A 22688-nucleotide genomic window follows, 5' to 3' on the forward strand; every position below is an offset into this window, starting at 1 on the left:
CGATAGGCGAAAAAGATTAAGCCAATGCTTTTACTTTGGCAGACAGACGGCTCTTATGGCGGGCTGCTTTGTTTTTGTGGAATACGCCTTTGTCAGCGATACGGTCGATGACTTTGACGGACTCTTGGTAAACTGCTTGAGCAGCAGCTTTGTCGCCGGCTTCAACTGCTTTCAACACTTTTTTCACTGCGGTACGGAATGCAGTACGCAGGCTGGCGTTGTGGGCGCGTTGTTTAACTGATTGGCGGGCACGTTTGCGGGCTTGTGCGCTGTTTGCCATATTGAATATCTCCTGAAAAATAAATTCTGTAAACGCGCAATTTTAAAGAGAGATTCCTCTATATGCAAGTATTTTCTCTGTTTGCGCGCGCAAATCGCCCGTATTTTGCCCAAAAACGACATCTTGTGCAACGCCGTTTTCCCGAGTCTAAGAAATCGTGCCTTATTTCAATAAAAATCAGTCGGATATTGCTTTGAGTTCTCACCTACTTCCATTACAATAGCCCCGCTTTGCGCCGGGGTATTGATGGGGTGCAGAGTGTTCATTTTCTGTTAACAATCTTTCATCAGGAATCTGCCCGTATGAAAAAATCCGTATTAGCCGTATTGGCGGCATTATCGCTGGCCGCTTGCGGCGGTGGCGAGAAAAAAACCGAGCAACCTCAAGCAGGCAGCGCGCCTGCTGCCAATGCCGAAGCAGCTGCCACCGATACTTTGAACATCTACAACTGGTCGAACTACGTTGACGAAAGTACCGTCGAAGACTTTAAAAAAGCCAATAATCTGAAGCTGACCTACGACCTTTACGAAAACAACGAAACCCTCGAAGCCAAAATGCTGACCGGCAAATCCGGCTATGATTTGGTTGTTCCCGGTATCGCTTTCCTGCCCCGCCAAATCGAAGCAGGTGCTTATCAGAAAGTCAATAAAGACCTGATTCCCAATTACAAAAACATCGATCCCGAATTGTTGAAAATGCTGGAAACTGCCGATCCGGGCAACCAGTATGCCGTTCCTTATTTCTCCGGTGTCAACACTTTGGCGATTACGGCGAAGGGTAAAGAGCTTTTGGGCGGCAAGCTGCCTGAAAACGGTTGGGATCTGCTGTTCAAGCCCGAATACACCAATAAGCTGAAATCATGCGGTATCGCCTTGTGGGATACGCCGAGCGAAATGTTCCCGATTTTGTTGAACTACTTGGGTAAAGATCCTAAAGGTACAAATCCTGATGATTTGAAAGCAGCAGCAGAAGTGCTGAAAACCATCCGTCCTGATGTAAAACGTTTCAGTCCGTCTATTATTGACGAGCTGGCGCGCGGCGACATCTGTCTCGCAGCGGGCAACGGCGGCGACTTAAACTTGGCGAAAGCCCGTTCTGAAGAAGTGAAAAACAACGTCGGTATCGAAGTCTTGACGCCGAAAGGTATGGGCTTCTGGATTGAGTCTTGGCTGATTCCTGCTGATGCGAAAAACATCGCCAATGCCCACAAATACATCAACTACACGCTTGATCCTGAAGTTGCGGCGAAAAACGGCATTGCTGTTACCTTCGCGCCTGCAAGCAAACCGGCACGCGAAAAAATGCCTGCCGAGCTGGTGAACACACGTTCTATCTTCCCGAACGAGCAAGACATGAAAGACGGTTTCGTGATGCCTCAAATGAGCGCAGATGCGAAAAAACTGTCTGTCAACTTGTGGCAAAAAATCAAAGTCGGCTCCAATTAATCCGGAATATTGAAAAACGCCGTCTGAAATTCTTCAGACGGCGTTTCTAATTTTACCGCAATATCCGTGCCGTTCACCTATTGCCTTGATGCACGGTTGCTTAGGTTAAAACTTCATCTCCAAAGTCAGGGTGTAATTTCGTCCCGGTGCGGCGTAGCGGTTATACCTGCCGACATTATTGTGCCTATTGACCGCTCCTTCGGCAGTCTGCCTTACAGACTCCCAAGTGGTATACCGGTAGTTGAAGAGGTTATACACGCCTGCGCGCAGGGTCAGGTGTTTCTTGATATTATAATATCCGGAAACATCCGTAACATGCCAAGGCCGCGTCCGCCGTGATGCTGCTTTTTTAGCATTGGCATTACCGTTCAACAGCGCCTGGCTGCCTAGCAGTTCGTCAACAGATTTTGCCTTGGAATAAGTAAACATCGTATTGATGCCCCATATTCCGTCAGGATGGTCGTAACCCAAACCCAATACATATCGTGAAGGTTGGACGGCATCAAAGAGATATGAAGTTACAAACGTCCTGTCGGCGCGTATATCGGCATCTTTGACCTTGATACGGTTATAGGCAAGCGTGGAATACAACCCGTCCGGCAACCCGCCCCATACACCGTGCCAATCGATTTTACCCAAAATATTGATACCGGCTATCCGTGCATTTTGAGCATTTCGGTATCCGGGGTCGCCAGAAGCCGAAGTTTGCCCGTTTTGAGTTCGGGTTTCATAACCGAATGCAATCAGGTCGCGATAAGCATTGTTGAAATAGCTGGCTTCCAAATTGCCGAAGTCCCCTTTAAATACAATACCTGTCTCTCTATTAAAGGATTTTTCCGGTTTCAGATCCAACGTTTTCAAAGACTCCCCAGCTCTCCAGCCGTACATTTCGGCAAACGACGGTAGACGGAAGCCCGTAGAAGCGCGATAAGTCAAATCCATCCAGGTGAAAGGCTTGAGGACTACGCCTGCGTTCCAAGAAAGGTTGCGGTGAGTGCCGGTAGAGACACTCTTATCTTCCGAATGCGTACTGCGGTAATCGTAACGTATACCTGCTCCGACATCCGCCCACCTGCCCAAACGAACATTGTCTTGAACGGCTGCATAATAACCGTTGCCGCCGATATTCCTCGGTGTGCAGTCTGTATAGGTGTTATTGCCGAAACGGCATATCGGCGATGTATTGACCGTGGTCTTGCCGATAGACACCCAATACGGTTTGCCTTGGCTTCCGTTGGGTGACTGCGCCCCTTCCGGGATTTTCGATCCATATGCCTGAACTGCGTTTTGAAGATAATAATCGCTGTGGGACAATTGCGACTTAAAGCGGTCGTACCCTAGATTGATACTCAGATTGTGACGAATTTTGGCCGTATCAAATGCCTTTTTAAATACTGCTTGGAACAGGTTTCGGCTTTCTTCATAAATCATCCGGTCGGATTTATAGAAGGAATACGGTTTATTGCCGTCGGGACGGCAATTTTTATCCGAACCGTCGTGAGAGCAATGCGTCTGCTGCAAACGGTTGTCCAAATCTATACCTTGCCGGTCATAAGAAAGTCGGGCGTAATCGGCCCAGGTATCCTTGTCAGCATTATGGTAAACATATTCGACCCCGTACCGGTTTTTAGTATGGCGTTCATCATAAAACACGCCGGTACCGTAACCGATACCCTGCAATGTACCGCCCTCTCCCTGAACAAACAGCCTTTCGGCCTTATTATTGCCCGAATATTTGCCAAAGCCGCTCGGCGTACCGTTTCTCCGGACACTTTCATTCAGATCGGCCTCGGTAAAATAGGCAGGAACAGTCATATCCCGTGTATCAAAGGTCTGCTGCGTACGTTCAAGAACGGCTCCGACATAATGGCGGTTGTCCAAATGCCAACCCGGTCGGAACAGCCATGATTGGCTGCCATACTCAAGCGGGTCCGCAAGGAAGCGGCTGGGGCCGGTATAATCCTGCGTGCTGACGGTTTTGCGCTCATCTTTGGCCAAAGCATCTTTTTTCGCATTGTCTTTACAGGCCGCATATCCATTGGAACATTCCTCTTCGACAATGAAATTTGCGTACGGATGGGTATCCTCGACCGGCATCAGCCTGTTGAAACTCTGCACACCTTTACCAGCATCTTTATGCGCATGGATTTCCTGCCCCCGCCGTTTAGTATAAATAAGGAGGGCTTCCGCGCCGCCGCTGCGTCCTGCAAGCGCAAGGGACTGTGTCAGGGCATGGTCTTTTCCAGAATAGGCAGTTTTACTCTGAATGCCCCACTGTTTTCCCTCTCCGATAATGTCGGCTGCGGTTTTGGTTTGAAATGCGACCGAACCTGCCAATGCGCCGTTTCCGTATTCTGATGAATTCGAACCCTTGCTGATTTCAACGGCCTTAACGTTTTCATACTCAATTTCATTGATTGCGCCGCTGCTGCCCGCCGTCCTCGTCCCACCCAATGCCGCCTGCGCGGTGTAGGACTGTATTTGCGAAACGCCGTCTACCGTTAAGGAAACACGGTTTTTATCCATGCCGCGTATTGAATAGCCGGAACTTGCGCCCCGACCCTGTTCGACCACGGCAATACCCGGATCGTAACGGGTCAGGTCTCGGATATTCAAAACCTGTTCTTTACTTAGCGTCTCGGAAGATTTGACCAGCTTGCCCAGCCCGGTTACTTCATTATCACGGCGGGTTTTCTGTTTTTTCGCATTGACCTGCACGGTATCGAGCTGCTTTTCCCACACTTGTCCGGACGGTAAAACATCCGCATAAGCAGGCAGCGCAGTCATCAGCGACAGGCATAAAATATTTAATCGGAACAAATGTTGCTGTTTCATATCATTTCTCTACTTACTGCCTTCAGACGGCATTTAAAGCCGATATGCCGTCTGAAGAACTTTCCTCTGTCAACCGGCAGCCCAGTTTACCGGACAAGCTGTTGGCGTTTCGTACCGAATACCACTGCCGCCTTGCCGCTTTCTCCCTCCAATGTATTTCCGGAGAACGATCCGCCCATCTCAATGGCGTTTTTGCCGTAGAAGCCGCCGGACACATCTGCACGGATATTCGTCCGTTTCGGATCGATGGTATTTTTCGGATCTAATGCAAAGCCGTTTTCACCGGTTTTCGCCACACCTGAAAAACCGTTGCCCTGAATCGTGGCAGTGATGGTGAATACGGGGGCAATGCGGTCTTTCGCCGTCAGCATACCGTTGAGGGTTTTCTCGGCAAAATTAACTTTAAACTCCGCCCGGTTACCGCCTTCCTTATTGGAAGGTTCGGCACTCCAGCTCGTACCATTAACAATAGTACCCGACCATGTACCGCGATATACAGCCTCTCCCGCCGTTACAGGCATATCGGAAACCGGCGTACGGCTGCCCTGCAGGAACATATCGTGCGAACCGCCGTGTTCCAACACCCCGAAATGCAGGTAATCCAAATTGGAGCAGCATACCGACACCTTCACACCGTCTTTCTCAAATACATGCTGGAATGCCGTCTGAGTGCCTTCGGACGGCACAAGCGCAAGCTCTACGCCGTCAATCAGCAGTTTGGCCACGTTGCCGAAGCTGTCTATCTGTTTTTTCACAAAATCCGCACCGATGCGGTAAGCGTCCATAAAGTTTTCAGCCAATGGTTTTTCTGCACCGTCTTTCTGTTTCGCGCTGAATACGGCAAGCACTTTCTTATCGTTTGCCAAAAACTTGCCGCCCAACTCATCGCCCTGAGGCCCGTAGAAACCACCTTCCAGACTATCAGAATCAGAAACGAAGGGATGACCGTTCCCAGTATCTTTATCTGCAGCCAACGCCTTACCTTTGAAACGGTTACCGTGCAGGTTAGCCTGAATGTCGTAACGTTTAATTTGTTTGGCTTTATTTTCGGTTTCGTTATGGGTAATCCGGTTATTGCGGTAGAGCACGCCGGTCATGGTCTTGGCGGCGAAGTCCACCTCAAACTCGCTGGTCAGCCCAAAATCGGTCTGACCTTCCGGTGCCTCGCTTTTATTGCGCAACACATCCGCTTCCTCGGCAGACAAAGCCCCGTACCTATCGCCCGCTTGCGAATTACCCAACTGGGAAAACTTCTGTTTTTCCTTGGCATCGGTTACATAATCCCAAGTGCCTTTGTAAATCGACTTGCCCATCGGCAGAGCTTGGGAAGGATTGCTGCCTTTGTAGAAAAGGTAGCCGTCCGCGCCGGAAAGGGCGATATTGTTTTTGAAATCGATTTTATTGGCACCGTTGCGGTAGATATAGCCCGAGCGGACATATTGGAAATCCGTGTATCCTTCCACACGGCTTTTGCCGTCGCCCGTTGTGATGGATTCGTTCAGCGTACCCTTATCCATCGCAAAAATCTCATTCTTTTGGGGAAACTCACCCGGCTCACCTGCACCTAATTTCTCCCAATCCGCTTCTGATAATGCCTTATGATCTTCTTTATTTTTCGGGTGCCAGTTCCGACGCGGTATTTTAGCTGCAAAACCGTAAACCGGACGGTCGTTTTCCGCCGCCTGCGCTTCATCGGGTTTTGCCGGTTTTTCAGTCTGTTCGTCTTGGTATTTCGGTGCTTCGGACTGCGGGTTGTGCTGTTTCGTTTCCACGCTGTCCAAATCGAAACTGCCTCCGCCCGCGCAGGCAGAAAGCAGCAGCACAGGCAGGATACCGGCTGCTTGGGCAATAAGTGAATTTTTCATATCAACTTTTTTAAAAATGATAATGGTTTATATTGTATTAACTTAAAATGTAATTTGCAAACATTTTCTGACGCATTTTCACAAAAAACACCCGCACATCCTTACTCCGGATATGCGGGTGTTTGAGCAAACCTTGCCTAACCCAAAGACACCATTTCAATCTGCTCCATCGTCCTACCCAGAAAACGTTCGCCTATCGTTCTGAATTTCAAAGGAATATCGCTGACATAAAAACGATAGTCGGGATTATTGTTGTCAGTATTGAGTAATCCCTCCTGCGCAAGGACGCGTGCTGTTTCTTCAGCCGTCGTAATTGCAGAATCAACCAACGCGACATTACCCGCCTCCCTACCGATTAAGGGCTTGAGCAAGGGAAAGTGCGTGCAGCCCAACACCAGCGTATCGATGCCGTCTGCAAGCAATGGTTTGAGGTATTCGCATACGGCCAGGCGGGTAACTTCATGTTCCAACCAACCTTCCTCATCGGTACGGGTATGTTGTTTGTAACCGAGTTTGTAGAGGCCGTTTTTCTTTGTCCAGCGGGCATCGCTGTCCTTACTCGGTGTGGTTTGGCCGCTGACTTGTCCTTCTTCATCGACTTCTATGGCCTGACGCTGTTTGCTGCCGGCGGTCTGAATAATGGTGGCGTCAATGACGGCGGTGGATGCCTTCTCTACTTTTAGGTTTTTTTCGGTCAGTTGGCGGTTAATCAGTTCCAGCAATTCGGACAAGGTGTCGTCTTGCGCCAGCCAGTTGCGGTAACGGCATAAGGTGCTGTAATCGGGGATGCTCAGTTCGTCAAAACGGCAAAACAGGTTGAAGTCGATGCGGGTGATGAGGCTGTGTTCGAGCTCGGGATCGGAGAGGCTGTGCCATTGTCCGAGCAGGATGGCTTTGAACATAGACAACAGGGGATAGGCGGGACGACCTCGGTGGTCTCTAAGGTAACGGGTTCTTTGACGATTCAGGTACTGCTCGATCGGTTGCCAATCAATCACCTGATCCAACTTCAATAGTGGGAAGCGGTCGATGTGTTTGGCAATCATGGCTTGTGCGGTTTGCTGGAAGAAGGTGCTCATGAGAAATCCCCTAAATGTCTTGGTGGGAATTTAGGGGATTTTGGGGGATTTTGGGGAATTTTGGGGAATTTTGCAAAGGTTTCAGCACAACTCTTCGATAAGCTCTGCCTGTGTTTTTTCGTGATCGGGTTTGTCGGCGATGAAGGGGTTTTTGCGGTGTTCGGTCATGGTTTTGGATTGTGGATGTTCGAGTGCGCCGATACCGCCTTCCTGATAGGCGCGTATCCATCGCCGCAGGTGGGTTCGGGAGATGCCGTAATGGTCTGCGGTACGCTGTTGGCTGCGTATGTGCAGGTAGTGGAGTACGGCTTGGTATTTGAAGTGTAATGTATATTTGCTCATAAAAAAACTGCACCTTGCGAGTTGGAGGGGATGTGTCCAACTTTTGGGGTGCAGTTCAGTTTTCAGACGACCTTTTCTTATGAATCAAACTGAGAAGGCACCTTTCAATCCTACATTTAAAATGTCAACAATTTTATGAACGAAGATACAAGATCCAAGAAACCCAAATCATATTTATCCTATAAAAATCAAAAAGCAATCTTCACAATATTCAAACAACGTTAAAAGATGAAAGATTTTGTCTTGATTGAATAGACGGTTTGCGTTATCGTTTGCATTCTTTCATTCATAAACTCTGTGTTTTATCCCAATTGATTGGACAGTTTGACTGTCGCCGTGTTTCTTCAATGCGCGTACCCTAAACCGCTGCTTGGAGGGCTTGCATTACAGGTGCTGTGGCGAGGCGGGTTGCCCCTATTGGTTTGAAACCATATAAAAGAGGTCATTATGCAATTATCAGGCGCACAAATCATAGTGCAAAGTCTCAAAGCCGAAGGTGTAGAGTATGTTTTCGGCTATCCGGGCGGCGCAGTCATCGAAATCTACGACGCTATTTTCCAACTCAATAAATTCAAGCACATCCTGGCACGCCACGAGCAGGCGGCGGTACACGCGGCAGATGCGTATGCGCGCGTCAGTGGCAAAGTCGGCGTTGCGCTGGTTACCTCCGGACCGGGCGTGACCAATGCGTTGACCGGCATTGCCACCGCATACAGCGATTCGATCCCGATGGTGGTCATCAGCGGACAGGTCGGCAATTCGCTCATCGGTACGGATGCGTTTCAAGAGGTGGATACGGTCGGCATTACCCGTCCGTGCGTCAAACACAATTTCTTGGTAACCAATGTCAACGAGCTTGCCGAGACCATTAAGAAGGCATTCCAAATCGCCGCCAGCGGTCGTCCCGGTCCTGTTGTGGTCGATGTTCCTAAAGATGTAACGCAGGCGATGGCGAAATTCAGCTATCCGCAGGAAGACATCTTTATCCGTTCTTACCAACCTGTAGTGCAAGGTCATATCGGACAGATTAAAAAAGCTGTCCAAATGTTGGCTTCCGCCAAGCGTCCGATTGTCTATTTCGGCGGCGGTGCAATCTTGGGCAACGCTTCGGAAGAACTGACGAAGTTTGTCCGCATGATGGGCGCGCCGTGTACCGGCACGCTGATGGGTCTGGGCGCATATCCTTCAAGCGACCGACAATTCTTGGGTATGCTGGGTATGCACGGCACTTACGAAGCTAACCTCGCCATGCAAAACGCGGACGTCGTGTTGGCAGTAGGCGCGCGTTTTGATGACCGAGTCGTCTCCGTCCCGTCCAAATTCTTTGAAAAAGCCAAAAAAGTCATTCATATTGATGTTGACCCGTCCAGCATCGCCAAACGCGTCAAAGTCGATATTCCGATTGTCGGCGATGTGAAAAACGTGTTAACCGAAATGATCGGCTTGTGGGGCAAACAAGATACGACTCCCGCGTCCGATTCTTTAGAAAAATGGTGGAAAAGCATCGAAGAATGGCGTTCGCGAGACTGTCTGTGGTTTGACAACGACAGCGAAATCATCAAACCGCAATACGTCGTGCAAAAACTTGCCGAAATCACCAACAACTCCGCCATCATCACTTCGGACGTAGGGCAACACCAAATGTTCGCGGCGCAATATTATCCGTTCGAACGCCCGCGCCAATGGCTTAACTCCGGCGGCTTGGGTACGATGGGTGTAGGTTTGCCGTATGCGATGGGGGCGAAACTCGCCGCTCCCGATCAAGACGTGTTCTGCATTACCGGCGAAGGTTCAATTCAGATGAACATCCAAGAATTGTCCACCTGCTTCCAATACCGCATTCCGGTGAACGTCGTTACCCTCAACAACGGCTACCTCGGCATGGTTCGCCAATGGCAGGAACTGTATTACGGCAACCGCGAATCGGAAACCTATTTCGATTCCCTGCCCGATTTCGTCAAACTGGCGGAAGCATACGGACACATCGGCATCCGCGTGGACAAAAAATCCGATGTTGAAGGCGCGCTTTTGGAAGCGGTCAAACAAAAAGACCGTCTGGTATTTATGGACTTCTTGACCGACAAAAAACAAAACGTGCTGCCTATGGTCGGCAACGGCAAAGGTTTGGATGAAATGGTCCTGCCGCCGCATATGCGCGAAAACCCGAAAGCGTAAGGAGAACGACAATGCGACATATCTTATCTGTTCTGATGGAAAACGAATCAGGCGCGATGAGCCGCGTGGTCGGTCTTTTCTCCGCTCGCGACTACAACATCGACTCCTTGGCTGTAGCCCCGACCGAAGACAAAACCCTTTCGCGCATGACCATCGTTACCCATGGCGACGAACAAGTCATCGAACAAATCACCAAGCAACTCAATAAATTGATTGAGGTAATCAAAGTGGTCGATTTGAACGAAAGCCGTTTTGTCGAACGCGAATTGATGCTGGTAAAAGTCCGCGCCGTCGGAAAAGACCGCGACGAATTTTTACGTCTGACCGAAATCTACCGCGGCAGCATCATCGACGTAACCGACCGCAGCTACACCATCGAAATCACAGGCTCTACCGACAAACTCGACTCCTTCCTCGAAACCGTCGGACGCGCCCAGATTTTGGAAACCGTACGCACAGGCGCAGCCGGTATCGGCCGCGGCGAGCGTATTTTGAAAATTTAACACCGTCAGGTTTTCAGACGACCCGATAGGTCGTCTGAAAACAGAAACGGCAGGAGAGATTTATGTCAAACATTAAAATCGTCGCGCTGGTTACCGTCAAACCCGAATACACGGAAACGCTGAAACCCTTGTTCCAAAACCTGGTCAAAGCCAGCCGCGTGGAAGAAGGCAACATCAGCTACGATCTGCATCAGGAAATCGGCAAACCCGAACGTTTCGTCTTCATCGAAAACTGGAAATCCCAAGCAGCCATCGATGCGCATAACGCCAGCGAACATTTCCAAGGCTTCGTCAAAGCCATCGACGGCAAAACCGATGCACTCGAAATCGTTTTGATGGAAGAACTCTCCGTTTAACCCTTTACCCTCAATCCAACTGTCCGGCATCCTCAACACACAGCCGGAACCCATTTTATCCAAAGGAAATCAAATGCAAGTTTATTACGATAAAGACGCCGACCTGTCCCTGATCAAAGGTAAAACCGTCGCCATCATCGGCTACGGCTCGCAAGGCCACGCCCACGCAGCCAACCTGAAAGATTCAGGCGTAAACGTAGTAGTCGGCCTGCGCCAAGGCGGTTCTTGGAAAAAAGCAGAGGCAGCCGGCTTCGAAGTATTATCCGTAGCTGATGCCACCAAAAAAGCAGACGTAGTGATGATTCTGCTGCCCGACGAAAACCAACCCGTCGTATACAAAAACGAAATCGAGCCTAACCTGAAACAAGGCGCGGTACTCGCTTTCGCACACGGCTTCAACGTACACTACAACCAAATCGTACCGCGTGCCGACTTGGACGTGATTATGGTTGCTCCCAAAGGCCCAGGCCACACCGTGCGCAGCGAATTTTTGAAAGGCGGCGGCGTGCCTTCACTGATCGCCGTTTACCAAGATAAAAGCGGCAAAGCCCGCGACATCGCCCTGTCTTACGCAGCAGCCAACGGCGGCACCAAAGGCGGCGTTATTGAAACCAACTTCCGCGAAGAAACCGAAACCGACCTCTTCGGCGAACAAGCCGTATTGTGCGGCGGCGCAGTCGAGCTGGTGAAATGCGGCTTTGAAACCCTGGTTGAAGCCGGTTACGCACCTGAAATGGCTTACTTCGAATGTCTGCACGAGCTGAAACTGATCGTAGACTTGATGTACGAAGGCGGTATCGCCAACATGAACTACTCCATTTCCAACAACGCGGAATACGGCGAATACGTTACCGGCCCTGAAGTCATCACGTCTGCTACCAAAGAAGCGATGAAAAAAGCCCTGTACCGTATTCAAAGCGGCGAATACGCCAAAATGTTCATTCAAGAAGGCGCAACCAACTACGCCAGCATGACCGCACGCCGTCGTCTGAATGCCGACCACCAAATCGAAAAAGTCGGCGCACAACTGCGCTCCATGATGCCTTGGATTGCCAAAAACAAACTGGTCGACTTGGATAAAAACTAATTCGATTCAGCTAACAAAAAACCTGCCCGATGATTCGGGCAGGTTTTTTGTTATACACAGCGTAAAAAGGTCGTCTGAAAACCCAAATGTATTTCAGACGACCTTTTTATACCTAAGCTCTAAAAACTGCTTACTTCACAATCTCAACCGGACCATGATCGTCGCAGTGGTCGCCGTGTTGATGGTGCAGGCGGCCGTTGACGATGTAGTCGGTGTGATCGCCGTGCGGTACGGCTTCATGGCCGCAGCCTTCGCCGTGAACGTGGCCTTGGCAGGTGTCGACGGGATGGCAGCCGTCGGGATTGGTTTCATTGACGCTTAAGCTGTGCTCGTCGTAATGACCGTTATGTTCGTGGTGCAGATGACCGTCGTGCAGATAGTCGGTATGGTCGTCATGTTTGATGGCGGTATGGCCGCAACCGGCACCATGGGTATGATCATGATGATCGTGGATTTTGCAAGTCATTTTGATTCCTCGTTATCGGTGGTTAATTCAAACCCTTTAGGTTACGCCCCTATAGTATCCTTTTTTGGCAGCTCAGTAAACAATTTCTTCTTTATTAACATAGTGTTACGGTATATCATTATAGCTTTTAAAGGTCGTCTGAACGCGCAATTTTGATGATATGCCTCTTGCGAATGTTTCAGACGACCTCACCATTCGTTATCATTTATAATGTCATTTCCTAGACGGCTTGGCAGCTTGTGCCGATGGTGCGTATAGGTCGTCTGAAAACAATATCAAGATAAATATAGGATTTTTCACTATGTGGGACACAGTACGGCAATGGCTGCATACCCTGCCGGTGCGCGAGGAAGTCGTGGAATCGGTGCTGATGGTGGTGGCGCTGCTGGTTTTTCGGGGTATTTTGCTGAACCTTTATCTGCGCCGCCATCCGCATTACAGCATTGAGGAAAAACGCCGCTCCTTGGTACTCAGCCGCAATCTGACGTTGATTTTGACGATTTTCGGGTTGGCAATAATTTGGGCGACACAAATTCAGACGCTGGCGCTATCGATGTTTGCCGTAGCGGCGGCGATTGTGGTGGCGACTAAAGAGTTGATTATGTGTTTGTCGGGCAGCATCCTGCGCTCGGTAACGAAACAATATTCGGTTGGCGACTATATCGAAGTTGACGGTCTGCGCGGGCGCGTGGTCGATATTAATCTTTTGAACACGCTGATGATGCAGATCGGCCCGAACCCGCTGGTCGGTCAGCTTTCGGGCAAAACGCTGTCGTTTCCCAACAGCCTGCTTTTGAACCATTCCGTCCGCCGCGACAATATTTTGGGCGATTATGTGATTCATACGGTGGAGATTCCCGTACCGATTCATTTGGATTCAGATGTGATTGTAGGTCGTCTGAAAGCCGTATTGGAGCCTTTGTGCCGACCTTATGTGCCTGCCATCCAACAGCATTTGGATAATGTTCAAGCGGAGAAATTATTTATCACACCCGCCGCCCAGCCGCGCGTAACCCGCGTGCCGCATGACGACAAGGTGTACCTTATCATCGTGCGCTATGCCTCGCCCGTGGCGAAGCGTTTAGAAATCCAGCAAGCAGTGTTGGATGAATTTTTGCGCGTACAATACCGCCTGCTAAACCCTCAAGCTTAAGCCCATAATCTATTAACAATCAGGAAAATACTATGTTGCCCGAATCCTCCCTTACGCAAATGTACCCCGTCATCATGACCCCCAGCCACGACGGGAAATATTTCCACAATTACGTCCTTTCGCTGCTCAATATCGTCCACACCAGCGCGCAAAACGGCTGGCCGCTGCAAGTAATGATGCAGCGCGGCGAGAGCCTGATTACCCGCGCGCGCAATAATTGCGTGGCGACCTTCTTGGAAAACCAAGAATGGACGCACCTCTTCTGGATAGACTCCGACATCGGTTTTTCCGCCGAAGCGTTCTACCGCCTGCTTTTGGCGGATAAAGACGTGGTAGCGGGCATTTATCCGTTGAAACGGGAAAACTGGCCGGACGAAGGCGTTCCCGCCGGCACGACCCAAGCGGATTTCGAGCGGATGTACACCGCCTACACCGTCAACACAGGCGATAAAAACGAAAACGGCGAAATCGTCCTGCGCGTCGATGAAGAAGGCTTTATGAAAGTCGATGACGCGCCGACCGGATTCATGGTCATCAAACGCAGCGTGTTCGAAAAAATGATGGCCGCCTACCCCGAGCTGAACTACATCTCCGACAGTGACTACAAACGCGAAGACAAAGGGCTGCACTACCGATTTTTCGACTGCATGGTCGATCCCGAAAGCAAACGCTACCTTTCCGAAGACTACACGTTCTGCCGCCTGTGGCAGCAAATCGGGGGCGAAGTTTATGTTGACGTCCAATCCAACCTGACCCACCAAGGCGCGAAAATCTACCGCGGCGCGTTTGCCGACTCACTGCAAACCAATGTCGCACAAGCCGTGTTCGCCCCCGCGGGCACGCCGATGAGCCTCGACCTCGCCGCCCCGCTCAAATCCAACCCGCGCGGCGCGGAATAGCGTAAAAACAGGGAAAGACGCTTTAAGCCTGACGCGATGGCACTATATCTCCCCTATTGTTTGCCCCGTCGTTTTCAGACGACCCCGAATCCAAACAGGTCGTCTGAAAACACAATCGGTTCGCCCGAACGGCAAACCTAAAACCCTAGACACACATTATCCCCATTTTCCCATTGACTCAGGCGGCAGCCATTTTTCAGACGACCTCCGTCCGAACCCGCCACCCACACAAAGGAATCCCATCCATGACCGACAACGTACTGCTCCATTTGGGCGAAGAACCCCGTTTTGACGCCATCCAAACCGCCGACATCAAACCCGCCCTGCAAACCGCCATCACCGAAGCGCGCGCGCAGATTGCCGAAGTCAAAGCCCAAACGCACACCGACTGGGCAAACACCGTCGAGCGTCTGACCGACATTACCGAACGCGTCGACAGGATTTGGGGCGTCGTGTCGCACCTCAACTCCGTCGTCGATACGCCCGAACTGCGCGCCGTCTATAACGAACTGATGCCCGAAATCACCATCTTCTTCACCGAAATCGGACAAGACATCGAGCTGTACAACCGCTTCAAAACCATCAAAAATTCCCCCGAATTCGCCACCCTCTCCCCCGCACAAAAAACCAAGCTCAACCACGACCTGCGCGATTTCGTCCTCAGCGGCGCGGAATTGCCGCCCGAACAGCAGGCAGAACTGGCGAAACTGCAAACCGAAGGCGCGCAACTCTCCGCCAAATTCTCGCAAAACGTCTTAGACGCAACCGACGCCTTCGCCCTCTACTTTGACGACGCCGCACCGCTTGCCGGCATCCCCGAAGACTCGCTCGCCATGTTTGCCGCCGCCGCGCAAAACGAAGGCAAAACAGGCTACAAAATCGGTTTGCAGATTCCGCACTACCTCGCCGTTATCCAATACGCCGACAACCGCGATCTGCGCGAACAAATCTACCGCGCCTACGTTACCCGCGCCAGCGAACTTTCAGACGACGGCAAATTCGACAACACCGCCAACATCGACCGCACGCTCGAAAACGCCCTGCAAACCGCCAAACTGCTCGGCTTCAAAAACTACGCCGAGCTGTCGTTGGCAACCAAAATGGCGGATACACCCGAACAAGTCCTCACCTTCCTGCACGACCTCGCCCGCCGCGCCAAACCCTACGCCGAAAAAGACCTCGCCGAAGTCAAAGCCTTCGCCCGCGAACGCCTGAACCTCGCCGACCCGCAGCCGTGGGATTTGAGCTACGCCAGCGAAAAACTGCGCGAAGCCAAATACGCATTCAGCGAAACCGAAGTCAAAAAATACTTCCCCGTTGGCAAAGTCCTGGCAGGCCTGTTCGCCCAAATCAAAAAACTCTACGGCATCGGGTTCGCCGAAAAAACCGTTCCCGTCTGGCACAAAGACGTGCGCTACTTCGAGCTGGAGCAAAACGGCAAAACCATAGGCGGCGTCTATATGGACCTCTACGCCCGCGAAGGCAAACGCGGCGGCGCGTGGATGAACGACTACAAAGGCCGCCGCCGCTTCGCCGACGGCACGCTGCAACTGCCCACCGCCTACCTCGTCTGCAACTTCACCCCGCCCGTAGGCGGCAAAGAAGCCCGCCTCTCCCATGACGAAATCCTCACCCTCTTCCACGAAACCGGCCACGGCCTGCACCACCTGCTCACCCAAGTGGACGAACTGGGCGTATCCGGCATCAACGGCGTCGAGTGGGACGCAGTCGAGCTGCCCAGCCAGTTTATGGAAAACTTCGTCTGGGAATACGACGTCTTGGCACAAATGTCCGCCCACGAAGAAACCGGCGAGCCCCTGCCGAAAGAACTCTTCGACAAAATGCTCGCCGCCAAAAACTTCCAGCGCGGCATGTTCCTCGTCCGCCAGATGGAGTTCGCCCTCTTCGACATGACCATTTACAGCGAAGACGACGAAGGCCGTCTGAAAAACTGGCCGCAGGTTTTAGACAGCGTGCGCAAAGAAGTCGCCGTCATCCAACCGCCCGAATACAACCGCTTCGCCAACAGCTTCGGCCACATCTTCGCCGGCGGCTACTCCGCAGGCTATTACAGCTACGCCTGGGCCGAAGTCCTCAGCGCCGACGCCTACGCCGCCTTTGAAGAAAGCGACGACGTCGCCGCCACAGGCAAACGCTTCTGGCAGGAAATCCTCGCCGTCGGCGGCTCCCGCAGCGCGGCGGAATCCTTCAAAGCCTTCCGCGGACGCGAACCGAGCATAGACGCACTGCTGCGCCACAGCGGCTTCGACAACGCGGCTTGAAAGTAAGGTTGAGGTAAAAACATAGCGGATTCAATATAAAATGCCTGAATCGTCATTCCCGCGCAGGCGGGAATCCAGAACGTAAAGTTGAAGAAACCGTTTTACCCGATAAGTTCCTGTGCGGGCAGGTCTGGATTCCCGCCTGCGCGGGAATGACGGCATGTTTTTTGAATTTAATATAAAAGGTCGTCTGACAGTTTCAGACGACCTTTATCGAAACCAATAAATATTGTTTTGTTAACATTGATAGGGAGATGTCAGAAATGACAAAATACACAGCACCTGAATTTGGGAAAGCTGCTTTTAATTGCCCACATTGCGGGGCATATGCGCATATGGAATGGCGGAGTGAAGACCGCTTTGTTTATTACCAAGCTATTTGCGCTCATTGCGAAGAATATAGCCTTTGGCGAGTAACCCAAATAGCCCCTAACGGTTTCATAGCTGAAGAAGGAGAAATGCTCTACCCCGATTTCGGATCTACCCCACTTCCAGCCGAAGACATGCCCGAGGATGTGAAAAAAGATTACGAAGAAGCCGCCCGAATTTTCATCAAATCCCCTAGAGGAGCCGCGGCATTACTGCGTTTAGGCTTGCAAAGACTATGTACCCATTTGGGAGAAGGAGGGGAAAATATCAATGCCGATATTAGGTCGCTGGTCAAGCAAAAAAAGTTATCCGGGATGGCCATCAAAATTGCTGATACTGTGAGGATTACTGGTAATAATGCGGTACACCCCGGTGAAATTTCAGATGAAGATATTGATAATCTCGCTGGAAATATGTTTGGCTTACTCAACGCTATTGTGGAGGAAACCATTACAAATCCCAAAAGGTGGAATAATTCTTATGAACAGTTGCCCGAAAATGCAAGAAACGCCGCAGAAGCTCAAGATAAAAGAAACTTGCAAAATCAGGCACAAAATCCTTCCTCCCCACCTACTCAAAAGTAACTGCAGGTAGTTTTCCATTTCAATTTTCAAAAATATTAGAGGCCGTCTGAAAATTTCAGACGACCTTTTTTACGAGGATTACAAACGTCTTAAACTGTATGAGTTGAGAATCAAACCCGAACAGAGCCTATGGCAAGGTTAATGTAAAAATAGAACAAGCGGAAATCTAGAACGTATAGCAAACATACTTAACTTTAAATCCAGCATGTGATCAAATTCCGTCATGCCCGCGCAGGCGGGAATCCAGAACGTAAAGTTAAAGAAACCGTTTTACCCGATAAGTTTCTGTGCGGGCGGACCTGGATTCCCGCCTGCGCGGGCATGACGGTATATTTTTTGAATTAATATAAAAGGTCGTCTGAAAACCGATTGTCAGGCTTTCAGACGACCTTTGCCTTCTTTTTACGCCTTATTTTTTAAACATGTTTTTAATAATGCCCATCACGCTGCGGGAGATGGCGTTGGTCACTTGGCGGTTGATTTGGCTGCCGATGGCGTCGGCGACGTTGTAGCCCAAGCCCTGTCCTGACTTTTTACGCCCGCCGCTCAAGCCGCCGAGCAGTCCGCCGAGTATGCCGGGATCGGCATTGGCGGCTTCTTTTTCAGCGGCTTTTTGCGCTTTTTCCTGCTCTTTTGCCGCTGCTGTCGCCTCTTTCTCCGCCGCAGCCTGACTGTCGGCTTCGGCTAAGGCTTCAAAGGCGGAATAGTTGTCCACCATGTCTTTATAGGTCGGATACAAATCATCGTTTTGGAACAAGCGGTTGCGCTCTTCTGCGGCAAGCGGGGTCAAGGAAGATTGCGGCGGCAGGACGAGCGCGCGTTCTACCGGCTCGGGCATACCTTTTTCGTCGAGGAAGGAAACAAGTGCTTCGCCGACGCCCAGCTCGGCAATCGCTTCGGCAACTTTGATATTCGGATTGCTGCGGAAGGTTTCGGCAGCGGCTTTAACCGCTTTCTGGTCGCGCGGCGTGAAGGCGCGCAGGGCGTGTTGCACGCGGTTGCCGAGCTGTCCGAGGATGGTGTCGGGCAAATCGAGCGGGTTTTGGGTCACGAAATACACGCCCACGCCTTTGGAACGGATCAGGCGCACGACTTGTTCGACCTGCTCCACCAGCGCATTGGCGGCGTTGTCGAACATCAAATGCGCTTCGTCGAAGAACATCACGAATTTCGGTTTGTCCAAATCGCCGACTTCGGGCAAGGTTTCAAACAACTCCGCCAACATCCACAGCAAAAACGCGCTGTACATACGCGGCGAGCGCATCAGTTTTTCCGAATTGAGGATATTGATGACGCCTTTGCCGTTGTCGGTCTGCATCCAATCTTGCAGGTTGAGCGACGGCTCGCCGAAGAATTTTTCCGCACCTTCGTTCTCCAGCGTCAAAAGCTGACGCTGAATCGCGCCGATACTGGCGGCGGAGACGTTGCCGTATTGCGTGCGGTATTCCGAAGCGTGGTCGGAAACGTGTTTCAGCATACTGCGCAAGTCTTTCAAATCCAGAATGTGCCAGCCTTTGTCGTCGGCGACTTTGAACACGAGGTTCAACAAGCCTTCCTGCGTATCGTTCAGATTCATCAAACGCGCCAGCAGCAGCGGGCCCATTTCAGAAACGGTCACGCGCACCGGAATGCCGGTTTCGCCGTAAACATCCCAAAAGCGCACGGGGAAGCTTTGCAGCCATTGCTCGCCCAAGCCAAACTCGGCAATGCGTTCGCCCACCTTGCCGCTGGCGGCACCCGCTTGCGCGATGCCCGACAAATCGCCTTTGACGTCAACCAAAAATACGGGAACGCCCTCGCTGCTGAAGGCTTCCGCCATACGGCGCAGGGTCACGGTTTTGCCCGTACCGGTCGCACCGGCGATCAAGCCGTGGCGGTTCGCCATTTTGCCTTGGATTTCAAGTGTCTTATCGCCCGCGCGCGCGATGGGGAATGTCGTCATGAAGGTTTCCTTTGATTGGATGGTTTGAAAAATAAGGCTATTTTCTTATGTTTCCACACACAGGGCAACAGATAGGCAGAAGGTCGTCTGAAAAGTTTTCAGACGACCTTTTACTATAAATAATTCAAACAAAAAGCGCGAACCTTGCGATTCGCGCTTTTTTCAGACGACCTCAATTATTTCTTGTCGTCTTTTACTTCTTCAAAGTCGGCATCTACTACGTCGTCGTCTTTCTTGGCTGAAGACGGCTCGGCTTGTGCGCTTTCGCCTGCTTGGGCTTCGGCTTGTGCTTGTGCGTAAACCATTTCACCCAGTTTTTGGCTGGCTGCGCCCAATGCTTCGGCTTTGGCATCGATGGCGGCTTTGTCGTCGCCTTTTACAGCTTCTTCGGCTTCTTTCAGCGCGGCTTCGATTTTTTCTTTCTCGGCTGCGTCGAGTTTGTCGCCGTAGTCGGCCAAAGATTTTTTCACGGAGTGAATCAGGGCTTCGGCTTGGTTGCGGGAAGCGACCAATTCAGTCAGTTTTTTATCTTCCTCGGCATTGGCTTCTGCATCTTTCACCATGCGTTCGATTTCTTCTTCGCTCAAGCCTGAAGAACCTTGGATGGTGATGTTGGCAGCTTTGCCTGTGCCTTTGTCTTTGGCGGAAACGTGCAGGATGCCGTTGGCGTCAATGTCGAAGGTTACTTCGATTTGCGGCATGCCGCGCGGTGCGGGTGCGATGTCGCCCAAGTTGAACTGACCCAAAGATTTGTTGGCGGAAGCGCGTTCGCGTTCGCCTTGCAGTACATGGATGGTTACTGCGCTTTGGTTGTCTTCGGCGGTAGAGAACACTTGCGACGCTTTGGTCGGGATGGTGGTGTTCTTCTGAATCAGCTTGGTCATCACGCCGCCCATGGTTTCGATACCCAAGGACAGAGGGGTTACGTCCAGCAGCAATACGTCGCTGCGGCCGCCGCTCAATACTTCGCCTTGAATCGCTGCGCCTACGGCAACGGCTTCGTCAGGGTTCACGTCTTTGCGCGGCTCTTTGCCGAAGAAGTCTCTCACGGCTTCTTGTACTTTCGGCATACGGGACTGACCGCCGACCAAAATCACGTCGTCGATGTCGCTGGTGCTCAAGCCGGCATCTTTCAATGCGGTGCGGCAAGGCTCGATAGAGCGGGCAATCAGGTCTTCAACCAGGCTTTCGAATTTGGCGCGGGTAATTTTCATTGCCAAGTGTTTCGGGCCGGTTGCATCCATGGTGATGTACGGCAGGTTGATTTCGGTTTGCTGGCCGCTGGACAATTCGATTTTGGCTTTTTCGGCAGCTTCTTTCAGACGTTGCAATGCCATCACGTCTTGTTTCAAATCAATGCCTTGGTCTTTTTTGAACTCGGCGATGATGTAGTCGATGAGGCGTTGGTCGAAGTCTTCACCACCCAAGAAGGTGTCGCCGTTGGTTGCCAATACTTCGAATTGTTTGTCGCCGTCGAGGTTGGCGATTTCGATGATGGAAATATCGAAGGTACCGCCGCCCAAGTCATATACGGCTACTTTGCGGTCTTTGTTGTCGCCTTTGTCCATACCGAATGCCAAAGCGGCTGCGGTCGGCTCGTTGATGATGCGTTTTACATCCAAACCAGCGATGCGGCCTGCGTCTTTGGTGGCTTGACGTTGGCTGTCGTTGAAGTAGGCCGGAACGGTAATCACGGCTTCGGTTACTTTTTCGCCCAAATAAGATTCGGCGGCTTCTTTCATTTTACGCAGGACTTCTGCGGAAACTTGCGGAGGAGACAGCTCTTTGCCTTGCGCTTTCACCCATGCGTCGCCGTTGTTGGCTTTGATGATTTCGAAAGGCATGGATTCGATGTCGCGTTGGACTTCTTTGTCTTCAAATTTATGACCGATCAAACGTTTTACAGCGTAGATGGTGTTTTTAGCGTTGGTTACGGCTTGGCGTTTGGCGGGTGCGCCGACGAGGACTTCGCCGCCGTCCAGATAAGCGACGACAGACGGCGTAGTGCGTGCGCCTTCTGCGTTTTCAATAACTTTGGTTTGACCGTTTTCAGAGATGGATACACAAGAGTTGGTTGTACCTAAGTCGATACCGATTACTTTTGCCATATTGATGTTGCTCCTAAAAAGATTTTTCTAAATTAATAATTGTGTGGAACATTTTGTTCCGTTGACCTGTAAATAGGGTTGCCCGATATTTTTTCAAGGGTTTTGTTGAAATTTTTTAAATATAAAATTCAACAGATTAAACTATTTATCCACAGGTCAGTGTTTTGTTTTTCAGACGACCTAGTCTTTGTTTTCCGATTGGGCATCATCAGAATGATTTTCCAAAAGTGGGATTGAAGGCTGAGGAACTGGGAAGGGTCGTCTGAAAATTTTATGCTTGATAAACTTCATCAAGCGGTGCCTTCAGGCTTCTTTTTTCGCTACGATAACCATCGCGGGGCGCAGTACGCGGTCGGACAGGGTGTAGCCTTTTTTCATGACGCTGACGATGGTGTTCGGCTCTTGCTCGCTGACGACCGCCTGCATCGCTTGATGTTGGTGCGGGTCGAGTTTGTCGCCGGGCTGCGGGTTGATTTCTTTGATATGCGTGGCGTCAAACGCTTTTTGCAATTCGTTCAGCGTCATTTGCACGCCCATTTTCAGTGCGTCGAAATTGCCGCTTTGGTCGAGCAATGCCATTTCGAGATAGTCTTTGACCGGCAGCATTTCGGTGGCGAATTTTTGTCCGGCGAATTTGTGCGTATCGGCAATTTCCTGCTGATGGCGGCGGCGCAGGTTTTGCTCGTTTGCCAGACCGCGCAGCTCGCTGTCTTTCAGCTGTCCTTCCAACTCGGCGATACGCGCCTGCAATTCTTCGTAAGTCGGCGCTTCCGGTTGCGTTTCGGTTTGCTCGGTTTCGACAGCTTCGGCGGTTTCCACTTTTGCCGCTGTTTCGATTTCAGTTTCGGTTTGTTGCGGTTCGTTATGCTCCGTCATGTCGGACATCCTTTTAAATAGGGGTTGGTATTCAATGCAGCT

Annotated in this window: 18 protein-coding genes; 9 read left to right on the plus strand and 9 right to left on the minus strand. The window is 51.0% G+C overall.

Annotated elements, in window-relative coordinates:
• Positions 1-16: 16 nt before the first annotated feature.
• Positions 17-280, minus strand: a complete 264-nt coding sequence (gene rpsT / locus DBY90_RS02100) for a 30S ribosomal protein S20 (RefSeq protein ID WP_002212556.1) — start codon at positions 278-280, stop codon at positions 17-19.
• Positions 281-582: 302 nt separating this feature from the next.
• Between rpsT and DBY90_RS02105 the strand changes: the two genes are divergently transcribed.
• Positions 583-1725 (plus strand): extracellular solute-binding protein, encoded by a 1143-nt coding sequence (locus tag DBY90_RS02105; protein WP_070654582.1) that lies wholly within the window; start codon positions 583-585, stop codon positions 1723-1725.
• Between the two features lie 105 nt (positions 1726-1830).
• Here DBY90_RS02105 and DBY90_RS02110 read toward each other — a convergent pair whose 3' ends face one another.
• The 4 genes from DBY90_RS02110 to DBY90_RS02130 all read right to left on the minus strand — a co-directional run bounded on the left by DBY90_RS02110 (position 1831) and on the right by DBY90_RS02130 (position 7846).
• Positions 1831-4560 (minus strand): lactoferrin/transferrin family TonB-dependent receptor, encoded by a 2730-nt coding sequence (locus DBY90_RS02110; protein ID WP_070460052.1) that lies wholly within the window; start codon positions 4558-4560, stop codon positions 1831-1833.
• Positions 4561-4646: 86 nt separating this feature from the next.
• A complete protein-coding gene (locus tag DBY90_RS02115) occupies positions 4647-6425 on the minus strand; it encodes a transferrin-binding protein-like solute binding protein (RefSeq protein ID WP_070491388.1) in 1779 nt (592 codons plus the stop codon).
• 137 nt (positions 6426-6562) lie between these two features.
• The gene (locus DBY90_RS12590; protein WP_185952178.1) at positions 6563-7504 is read right to left on the minus strand and encodes a transposase; all 942 of its coding nucleotides are present in this window, start codon (positions 7502-7504) and stop codon (positions 6563-6565) included.
• 81 nt (positions 7505-7585) lie between these two features.
• Complete coding sequence (locus DBY90_RS02130) at positions 7586-7846, minus strand: helix-turn-helix domain-containing protein (RefSeq protein ID WP_107986463.1); 261 nt, start codon at positions 7844-7846, stop codon at positions 7586-7588.
• A gap of 447 nt (positions 7847-8293) precedes the next feature.
• Between DBY90_RS02130 and ilvB the strand changes: the two genes are divergently transcribed.
• From ilvB to ilvC, 4 genes are all read left to right on the plus strand, one after another.
• Positions 8294-10021 (plus strand): biosynthetic-type acetolactate synthase large subunit, encoded by a 1728-nt coding sequence (ilvB, locus tag DBY90_RS02140; RefSeq protein WP_070491085.1) that lies wholly within the window; start codon positions 8294-8296, stop codon positions 10019-10021.
• An 11-nt stretch (positions 10022-10032) separates the two neighbouring features.
• Positions 10033-10524: an acetolactate synthase small subunit gene (gene ilvN / locus DBY90_RS02145; RefSeq protein WP_029609678.1), complete on the plus strand. Its 492-nt coding sequence runs from the start codon at positions 10033-10035 to the stop codon at positions 10522-10524.
• Positions 10525-10586: 62 nt separating this feature from the next.
• On the plus strand, positions 10587-10880 hold the full coding sequence (locus tag DBY90_RS02150) for a putative quinol monooxygenase (RefSeq protein ID WP_107986465.1): 294 nt from the start codon (positions 10587-10589) through the stop codon (positions 10878-10880).
• 73 nt (positions 10881-10953) lie between these two features.
• On the plus strand, positions 10954-11967 hold the full coding sequence (ilvC, locus tag DBY90_RS02155) for a ketol-acid reductoisomerase (RefSeq protein ID WP_107986467.1): 1014 nt from the start codon (positions 10954-10956) through the stop codon (positions 11965-11967).
• Positions 11968-12097: 130 nt separating this feature from the next.
• On the opposite strand, the gene DBY90_RS02160 is transcribed toward ilvC, so the two are convergent.
• On the minus strand, positions 12098-12433 hold the full coding sequence (locus DBY90_RS02160; protein ID WP_003744687.1) for a hypothetical protein: 336 nt from the start codon (positions 12431-12433) through the stop codon (positions 12098-12100).
• A gap of 301 nt (positions 12434-12734) precedes the next feature.
• Between DBY90_RS02160 and DBY90_RS02165 the strand changes: the two genes are divergently transcribed.
• The 4 genes from DBY90_RS02165 to DBY90_RS02180 all read left to right on the plus strand — a co-directional run bounded on the left by DBY90_RS02165 (position 12735) and on the right by DBY90_RS02180 (position 17720).
• Entirely contained in the window at positions 12735-13586 is an 852-nt protein-coding gene (locus DBY90_RS02165) for a mechanosensitive ion channel family protein (RefSeq protein ID WP_107986469.1), read from the plus strand.
• Positions 13587-13618: 32 nt separating this feature from the next.
• Entirely contained in the window at positions 13619-14485 is an 867-nt protein-coding gene (locus DBY90_RS02170; protein WP_107986471.1) for a hypothetical protein, read from the plus strand.
• Between the two features lie 245 nt (positions 14486-14730).
• Complete coding sequence (locus DBY90_RS02175; protein WP_070491094.1) at positions 14731-16767, plus strand: M3 family metallopeptidase; 2037 nt, start codon at positions 14731-14733, stop codon at positions 16765-16767.
• A gap of 263 nt (positions 16768-17030) precedes the next feature.
• Positions 17031-17720 carry a DUF4145 domain-containing protein gene (locus DBY90_RS02180; RefSeq protein WP_070491103.1) on the plus strand — a complete coding sequence of 230 codons (690 nt, stop codon included), beginning with the start codon at positions 17031-17033 and terminating at the stop codon, positions 17718-17720.
• Positions 17721-18129: 409 nt separating this feature from the next.
• On the opposite strand, the gene DBY90_RS02185 is transcribed toward DBY90_RS02180, so the two are convergent.
• From DBY90_RS02185 to grpE, 3 genes are all read right to left on the minus strand, one after another.
• Positions 18130-19662: a helicase HerA-like domain-containing protein gene (locus DBY90_RS02185; RefSeq protein ID WP_070491096.1), complete on the minus strand. Its 1533-nt coding sequence runs from the start codon at positions 19660-19662 to the stop codon at positions 18130-18132.
• A 176-nt stretch (positions 19663-19838) separates the two neighbouring features.
• Positions 19839-21770 (minus strand): molecular chaperone DnaK, encoded by a 1932-nt coding sequence (gene dnaK / locus DBY90_RS02190; RefSeq protein ID WP_009311595.1) that lies wholly within the window; start codon positions 21768-21770, stop codon positions 19839-19841.
• A 303-nt stretch (positions 21771-22073) separates the two neighbouring features.
• On the minus strand, positions 22074-22655 hold the full coding sequence (grpE, locus tag DBY90_RS02200; RefSeq protein WP_070491098.1) for a nucleotide exchange factor GrpE: 582 nt from the start codon (positions 22653-22655) through the stop codon (positions 22074-22076).
• Between the last annotated feature and the right edge of the window lie 33 nt (positions 22656-22688).

The sequence above is a fragment of the Neisseria mucosa genome, assembly GCF_003044445.1.
Taxonomy (GTDB): Bacteria; Pseudomonadota; Gammaproteobacteria; order Burkholderiales; family Neisseriaceae; genus Neisseria; species Neisseria mucosa_A.